The organism is Sulfuricurvum sp. (assembly GCF_019163035.1).
Lineage (GTDB): Bacteria > Campylobacterota > Campylobacteria > Campylobacterales > Sulfurimonadaceae > Sulfuricurvum.
In genome coordinates, this window is record NZ_JAFLKV010000014.1 from 14,815 (window position 1) to 22,388 (window position 7,574).

Consider the following 7,574-nt stretch of genomic DNA (forward strand, 5'->3'; position numbering starts at 1 on the left):
CTTCGAAATAAATCGATTACGATGGATTTACTCGTCGTTACGGGTTCAAGTCTCGCCTATCTTTATTCTATTTATATCACGGTGTTTGAAAAAGGGGAAGCCTATTTCGATTCGGTGGCGATGATTATCACGTTTGTCCTTTTCGGGAAATTTCTCGAAGTCCTTAGCCGTAAAAATGCGGCGGATACCCTCGACATTATCGGCAAACATATTCCGCGTGAAGTGAGTATTGTGGATGGGGAATCTATTCGCTCCGTCGATGTTAATGAGGTCAAAGAGGGTGACGTGATTGTGATCCGAAGCGGTGAACGATCAGCGATTGATGGTGAAGTAATTTCGGGAGAGGGGAGTTTTGATGAATCCAATCTCACGGGAGAATCGGAGCCGATATTTAAACGCATTGGGGACAAAATAATCAGTGGGACGACGAGCATCGATGCTCTGATCCATTATCGAGCGACCAAAGATTTCGCCCACTCAACTCTCTCGAATCTCGTCAACCTTTTAGAGAATGCGATGGCTCAGAAACCCTCCATTGAGCAGTTGGCGAATCGGCTCTCTCAGCACTTCTCCTCCACCATCCTCTTTTTAGCGATTGCGACATTCTGGGGATGGTATTTTTGGCCGCACAGCTTTGATCGCTCTCTCATGGTAGGAATCTCGGTTATTATCATCGCGTGTCCGTGTGCGCTTGCCCTTGCAACTCCGGTGGCGACTTTGGTAGGGTTGGCGTTGGGGGCGAAGAGAGGAATCCTCTTTAAATCGGCGGCACAGATCGAGACGATGGCAAAGGCAACGATGGTGGTACTTGATAAAACGGGAACTATCACCCAAGGGCGTCCCGAAGTCGTCTATGCCACGATTCATGAGCCTTTTGATACGGGGGCATTACATACGCTCGTCTCCTCTTCGAAGCATCCGATTAGTCGTGGTGTGATGGAGTATCTAGATCGCACGGAAGCGTCTATAGATGCGGGTAGTATTGAAGAGGCGCGTGAAATTCCTGCTCGCGGAATGGTCGGACGATCTAACGGTAGTATGATCGCAGGAGGGAATGCACTGTTGATGGAAGAGTTGGGACTATCTGTCGATTCAGTGAGTGATAAAAGTCTTTTTTACTATGCGGTTGATAACAGACTGGTCGCGACCTATGAACTGCGCGACCTTCCAAAAGAGCGTGCATACGAGTCGATAGCTGCACTGAAAAACGGTAATTTATGTGTTGTTATGCTGACGGGGGATCATGAGGCGGCAGCCGTGAGAGTCGCTCACGAGGTTGGGATCGATGAGGTGCACGCTCATCTCACCCCTGAGGGGAAAGCGGCCTTTATTGAGCAAGCCCATAGTGAGGGGCACATTGTGGTAATGGCAGGGGATGGTGTAAATGATCTTCTCGCACTTGCGGTGGCGGATATTGCTATTGCAATGGGAAATGGGAGTGATATTGCCATTGAAGTGAGCGATGTGGTGTTGATGAACGATTCGCTTACTTCACTTTCCGAAGCATTTGGGATAAGCCGTAAAACATACGGATTGATTAAACAGAATCTCGGCATTTCGTTGGTCTATAACTCTATTACAATTCCACTGGCGATGATGGGGTATGTGATTCCACTTATTGCGGCAATTTCGATGTCGTTTAGTTCGCTTCTCGTCGTCGGAAACTCGATGCGAGTACGTTGGATGTATAAATAAAAGGTAGGTAATTATGGATTCTTGGGTAATCGCGATGATGCTCGGTGCATCACTTTTTTTGGGTGCTATTGCGTTGAGCGCTTTTTTATGGGGAATCAAAAACGGGCAGTTTGACGATGAGACCAAAATGATGAATCAAGTACAGTATGATGATGAGGCTGAACTAAACGATGCGGCTAACCAACAACGTAAAAAAGAAGAGTATCGACCAGAATAAAATGTAGAAGAGAGACTCACCGCAGATGCGGTGAGCGCGGTATTATTTAATACCTGCTACGTAAGAAGCAAGAGCTTTCATATCAGCATCTGACATAGTAGCTACTTGACCTTTCATCAATGCACCCATACCAGCTTTGTTTTGTGTACCAGCTTTGTATGCTTTCAAAGAAGCTTCGATAGTAGCAGCTGATTGACCTTTTACGATCGCTGATTTACCAAGAGCGGCTTTTTCGAAAGAAGCGCCATGACAGGCAGCACATTTTGCTGAAAGAGCTTTTCCATCAGCAGCCATCAAAGATACACCAGCAAATAACATTGCAAGAGCAATTTTTTTCATTTGTTTTCTCCATTTAAAATTTCGCCACCATTATAGTCTTAGCAATCTTAAAGCACTCTAACTGTTTAACCTTTAATAAAGAGTTTGTTACAATATGCTACTACCTTAAGTGAGGATTTTTTATGTGCTACAGTGACGTTAATTTAAATACTAAAACCATTTTGATTACGGGAGGGGCCGGTTTTATCGGCTCTAACCTCGCTTTTTATTTTCAGGAGCATTATCCACAGGCTCATATTGTTGTATTGGATCTTTTTCGCTCCAATTTGACCCTCTCCAACGGTAACCTCAAAAGTTTCGGTCATTTTAAAAATCTTCTCGGGTTTCAGGGAGAAGTGATCAGCGGCGATATTAATGACAAAGTACTTTTAAATACGTTGGCACAAAACTATAAATTTGACTATATCTTTCATGAAGCGGCGATTTCGGATACGACGGCATTGGAACAGGATTTGATGATCCAAACTAATGTTAATGCGTTTAAAGACCTTCTCGATATTGCGGTTGCCCATGGTGCTAACATGATTTATGCCTCGTCGGGTGCTACGTACGGTGACGCTCCCTCTCCTCAACGGGTAGGGCGGGAAGCTCCTCAGAACGTGTATGGTTTTTCCAAGCTGATGATGGATCATTTGGCGCATCAATACACTCAAAAACATGATCATATCAGTATCGTAGGGTTGCGCTATTTTAATGTCTACGGCCCTAGGGAGTTTTTCAAAAATAAAACCTCGTCGATGGTGGTGCAGTTTGGACATCAACTCCTTGCGGGGAAGAATCCGAAGCTTTTTGAAAACTCGGATCAAATCTTGCGTGATTTCATCTATATCGAGGACATCATTCAAGCAAATATCCTTGCAATGCATCCGAAAGAGTCCGGCGTGTTTAATGTCGGTACGGGTAAAGCAAGGTCGTTTCAATCGATGGTCGATATTCTTCAACGTGAACTCGGAACATCGTTTGAATGCGAATATATCCCTAATCCGTATGTTGGACGGTATCAGTTTCATACCGAAGCCGATATTGAAACGACGAAGGCTGTTTTGGGTTATCAGCCTCGTTTTGAATTTGAAGAGGGGATTGCGGCATACGTTAGCGAGATCAAACGGTTATTTGAGCAGGAGCTCTCATGAAGTCACTCCATAATTCCCACCCGCACATCCTCGTGATCGGTGATTTGATGATTGATCATTATTTGTGGGGGGGATGTGAACGTATCTCCCCTGAGGCTCCGGTGCAGGTGGTCGATATCGCGCGAGAGACGACGGTGCTCGGAGGGGCGGGGAATGTCATCAATAATCTTGTCGCTTTGGGGGCAAAGGTTAGCGTTGCAGGAGTTATCGGTGATGATGAGATTGGAGGAGAGCTTAAAACAATGCTTTCATCCATCGGTGCTTTTAATGAAGGACTTGTTGTTCAAATGGGTAGAAAAACCTCGAAAAAAAGCCGTGTTATTGCCTCTAATCAGCAGATTTTACGTTATGACAAAGAATCGAAAGAGGCGATAGATATCACCAGTGAAACGGCAATTACGGCTTATGTGGAAAGCGTGCTGGAGAGATGTGATATCGTTATCCTCTCCGATTATGGAAAAGGGGTGATAACCGACGCGGTTGCACTCGGAGTTATTACCGCAGCGAAGCGAGCGGGAAAAAAAGTACTTGTTGATCCCAAAGGAAAAGATTACCGAAAATATCGGGGAGCCTATCTTCTGACTCCCAACAAAAAAGAGGCTTCTGAAGCGACAGGAATTGTGATCAGCGACGATGAGAGTCTGAAAAAAGCACTGCTGAGTCTCAAAGAGACGTGCGATTTAGAGTGTTCGATGATTACTCTCTCGGAAGATGGTATCGCGATATTCGATGAATCGATGCGTCGTTTTCCGACGGTGGCAAAAGAGGTTTATGATGTAACGGGAGCGGGGGACACGGTGATCGCCTCTCTCTCCTTTGCTCTTAGTTCGGGACTTAGTATCGATGAAGCCGCACCGTTTGCAAATCATGCGGCGGCCGTTGTCGTTGGTAAAATCGGCTCTGCGACCGTAACGCTGGGTGAGATCGAGGAGTATGAGTCGAGTCTGCATCAGAGCACGTCTGATATGCACATCAAAAGTAGAGAAGATATATATCTTCTCTCAGAGCGACTTAAAAAAGAGGGAAAAAAGGTTGTCTTTACCAACGGCTGTTTCGATATTCTTCATGTTGGTCATGTCAAATACCTACAAGAGGCAAAAAGTTATGGGGATGTATTGTTCGTCGGACTCAATTCAGATAGTTCTGTCAGGGAGCTCAAAGGACCAACTCGCCCTGTCAATAGTGAAGCCGATCGTGCCTATATTTTAGCTGCGCTCGAATCGGTCGATTATGTTGTCGTATTTAGCGAAGAGACGCCGCATGAATTGATCAAAAATATTGCCCCTGATATTTTGGTCAAGGGGGGCGATTACGAAGGTAAAAGTGTCGTTGGAGCCGAATTTGCTAAAGAATTACGGCTGGTACAGTTTGTAGACGGGAAAAGTACTACGGCTACCATTAAGAGAATTAATAAAGGAACAACATGCTGAAAAAAATAATTTTAACCCTTTTGGTGAGTGCATCATCTTTGTATGCGGCACATCAAGTAGGTGTCAATGTTAATGATAAAGAGGTCGGCGGTGAAATGCGGCTTGATATGGGGCGAATGGGTAACGCAATGAAAAATGCTTATATCGGAGCTCGATTTTTGAATGGAGATAAAAATAATTCTAAAACGATCAATGATCCCGATCCGTTGATGGAGGTATCGTTTATGGTGATGGAGCCGGTACGTGGCGTTCCGGGACTAAAAGTGGGGCTCGGGGTAAAAGGTGAATTTACTAAAATTGATGGAGATGGATATGGAGCAATTCCATTAGGCTTTGAAGCGGAATTACAGCTACCGATTAATACGCCGTTTCCGTTCTATCTAAATGGCGCGTTTTATTATGCCCCATCGGCTCTGACGTTTAAAGAGGGGGATAGCTATATGGAAACCCGAATCGGTTTAGATATTGAACCTATTGAGAACGCCCGAATCGGTGTAGGATACCGTATGATTGATACCGATTTGAAAACACGAAATGTGACCTATAACGATGCGTGGTATTTTGGGATGAGATTAGACTTTTAATCTTTTTATTGCCTCAATCACCTCGGTAGAGGTGATACTCTTCATACACTCATGATGCCCTAGCGGGCACTCACGCTTCATACACGGTGTACATTTCATATCGTGTCGTACAATCACACTTTTTTCATTCATCCATTGGCACGTTTCAGTGAAGCGTGTTGGTCCGAATATCGTAACGGTCGGTACCTGATACGCTGCCGCTACGTGCATTGGACCGCTATCGTTAGTGATAAAGAGATTCAAGCCTCCGATAAAACTGCACAGTTCAGGTATGGTCGTTTTTCCTGCAAAATTGGTAACTTTGATCCCTTTAAGGTGTGATTCGATCTCGTTCGCCATCCCCACCTCGTTAGGTCCACCGAAGAGGAGTATGTCGTATCCATCCGCGTAGTGGCGTGCCACTTCGGCAAACTTTTCGGGATACCACCGTTTGGCACTCCCATACGTTGCTCCTGGGTTAATTCCGAGTGTCGGGCGCAAGTATCGGTGCGGAGGAATATGTATGTTTAGATTTCCAATCTCAAGTGGAACTGAGCTGAGGCTTTGGGCGATGTCACGGTATTGCTCTACCAGATGAGAGGGGTGGTTGGATTTGATCGCATGTGTGAGCAAGAAATTTGAGTGCCAGCTGCGACGTCCAGCCGTGATGGGTGTAGTGCTCCAAAAGAGGAGAAGCGAAGAGTGGAGCTGATTGCGAAAGGTGATTGCCATATCGTGTGCTCCTAACTCTTTTGCGAATCGATAGGTGTTGAGAAAGCGATTGCCCCCCTTTTTTGTCTCATCGACGTAGTGACGTTTGCATTGCGGATGGTATTTGAGCGCTTCGATACTCACATAGGAGCCTACCAAGGTTAGTTCAGCTTCAGGGTAGATACTGCAAAGCGCTTCGATAGAAGGGGTTGCCATCACCGCATCGCCGAGCCAGTTGGGGAGTATGATCAGTATTTTCACGATTGAGCCTTGTAGGTGTAAATTGGTGCCGAGGTAAGCGTCCATGTGACGTGCAGTTCACCGCGTGGGGTTGCACAAATGAGCCGGTACTCATCGGCGTTGAGAGAGAAACTCATAAACTCTGCATCTCCGAAGTGGCTCTTCATTATGCGGTACGCCTCAAATGCACTCCGTTTTCGGATAATTCCTTCGCGGTTATCGATCAAACCATAGCCGGGGGCAATGAGCTGATGCCAATAAACACAGCTCACTTTCTGAGAAGCAAAGCTAAGGAGATGATAGCGCACCATGAAAGCGGCATAATCCTCTTCACTAACACATTCATGCTCACTGGTGGGGGCGTAAGGGGCGGTGTTTTTAATCGGCCAGTTGGTTTCGGTGATGATGAGCTCATTGGTGGTTTTAGAACTTAGTGTCATCAACGAGTATAGGAGATTGATTTTTCCCATTAGGTTGAATCCCAGTTGGGTGTTTTCAGGTGCACCGCGACGATCCACATAGAGGAGGCTCCCTAGTGCATCAAAGCGTATTCTTGCAAGATTAAAGAGGGTGTGGGCACTAAAATGGTACTCGAAATCGATGACGTTCGAGCCGATGAGCTTGAGGTGGGTAAAGCGTGTTTTTTTCAACTCATACGCGACGCCGTAAAAATCGAGATATTCGTTGACACTGAAGAATCCCCATTTCGCGCGGTTGATGGTTGAACCGATGACATAGGTTTCGCATACCTCTTCGAGCGCTTCAAAAATCTGAATGAAATGATCCCTGCTCATATCGGGGCTGGTGATGTGTTCGCGATCTTGAAGGAGGACAACGGTGATCTGTTTACCTGAAAACGAGCGAATAAAGGCGACGTATTCATGCAACCGATCCATCTCCCACAGAGGAATACGGATGAGGAGTTTTTGAATACCTAACTCTTCGAGCAGATAGGGGGTCGTGTTGGGTTCTTTATCCAGATTGACCCCCATTCCGAAGAACTCTTTTCCAGTAATCGTGCGACGTTGCGCAAAAGGGGTCAACAAAAAGGCTATCGGTAAGGTTATGAGGGCAATCAAAAACGTTTTCATGAGTGATGGGAGGGCACTACGGCGCATTTGCCGCTTAAGTGCACGATCTCGGATAATGGCGGGCTGATCGGAGTAATGATCCCAAGCAAACGGTTGTTTCATGGTGAGATTATAGCGATATTGGGTAAAATAACCGCATTAAAACAAGGGCAATA

Annotated in this window: 8 protein-coding genes; 5 read left to right on the top strand and 3 right to left on the bottom strand. The window is 45.8% G+C overall.

The annotated features are described in order from the left end of the window. Both JZU62_RS01285 and ccoS read left to right on the top strand, forming a co-directional pair. On the top strand, positions 1–1,695 hold a 1,695-nt coding region (locus tag JZU62_RS01285), incomplete at its 5' end, for a cation-translocating P-type ATPase (protein ID WP_295011153.1). A 13-nt stretch (positions 1,696–1,708) separates the two neighbouring features. Beyond that, entirely contained in the window at positions 1,709–1,912 is a 204-nt protein-coding gene (ccoS, locus tag JZU62_RS01290) for a cbb3-type cytochrome oxidase assembly protein CcoS (RefSeq protein WP_295011155.1), read from the top strand. Positions 1,913–1,954: 42 nt separating this feature from the next. On the opposite strand, the gene JZU62_RS01295 is transcribed toward ccoS, so the two are convergent. Next, on the bottom strand, positions 1,955–2,251 hold the full coding sequence (locus JZU62_RS01295; RefSeq protein WP_295011157.1) for a c-type cytochrome: 297 nt from the start codon (positions 2,249–2,251) through the stop codon (positions 1,955–1,957). A 122-nt stretch (positions 2,252–2,373) separates the two neighbouring features. On the opposite strand from JZU62_RS01295, the gene rfaD reads away from it, so the two are divergent. The 3 genes from rfaD to JZU62_RS01310 are packed head-to-tail and all read left to right on the top strand — an operon-like array spanning position 2,374 to position 5,398. Next, positions 2,374–3,384 (top strand): ADP-glyceromanno-heptose 6-epimerase, encoded by a 1,011-nt coding sequence (gene rfaD / locus JZU62_RS01300; RefSeq protein WP_295011159.1) that lies wholly within the window; start codon positions 2,374–2,376, stop codon positions 3,382–3,384. After that, complete coding sequence (gene rfaE1, locus JZU62_RS01305) at positions 3,381–4,814, top strand: D-glycero-beta-D-manno-heptose-7-phosphate kinase (RefSeq protein ID WP_295011161.1); 1,434 nt, start codon at positions 3,381–3,383, stop codon at positions 4,812–4,814. Before rfaD ends, rfaE1 begins: the two co-directional genes overlap by 4 nt. After that, positions 4,808–5,398, top strand: a complete 591-nt coding sequence (locus JZU62_RS01310) for a YfaZ family outer membrane protein (RefSeq protein ID WP_295011163.1) — start codon at positions 4,808–4,810, stop codon at positions 5,396–5,398. Before rfaE1 ends, JZU62_RS01310 begins: the two co-directional genes overlap by 7 nt. Here the strand turns inward: JZU62_RS01310 and waaF are convergent. Further along, entirely contained in the window at positions 5,387–6,349 is a 963-nt protein-coding gene (gene waaF / locus JZU62_RS01315; RefSeq protein WP_295011165.1) for a lipopolysaccharide heptosyltransferase II, read from the bottom strand. The genes JZU62_RS01310 and waaF overlap by 12 nt on opposite strands. Further along, on the bottom strand, positions 6,346–7,521 hold the full coding sequence (locus JZU62_RS01320; RefSeq protein ID WP_295011167.1) for a glycosyl hydrolase: 1,176 nt from the start codon (positions 7,519–7,521) through the stop codon (positions 6,346–6,348). Before JZU62_RS01320 ends, waaF begins: the two co-directional genes overlap by 4 nt. Positions 7,522–7,574: the final 53 nt, after the last annotated feature.

Bases quoted from the DNA above. Each gene is read 5' to 3' on its own strand.
- JZU62_RS01295 (WP_295011157.1), bottom strand. From the start codon at position 2,251: ATGAAAAAAATTGCTCTTGCAATGTTATTTGCTGGTGTATCTTTGATG.
- rfaE1 (WP_295011161.1), top strand. From the start codon at position 3,381: ATGAAGTCACTCCATAATTCCCACCCGCACATCCTCGTGATCGGTGAT.
- rfaD (WP_295011159.1), top strand. From the start codon at position 2,374: ATGTGCTACAGTGACGTTAATTTAAATACTAAAACCATTTTGATTACG.
- JZU62_RS01320 (WP_295011167.1), bottom strand. From the start codon at position 7,521: ATGAAACAACCGTTTGCTTGGGATCATTACTCCGATCAGCCCGCCATT.
- ccoS (WP_295011155.1), top strand. From the start codon at position 1,709: ATGGATTCTTGGGTAATCGCGATGATGCTCGGTGCATCACTTTTTTTG.
- JZU62_RS01310 (WP_295011163.1), top strand. From the start codon at position 4,808: ATGCTGAAAAAAATAATTTTAACCCTTTTGGTGAGTGCATCATCTTTG.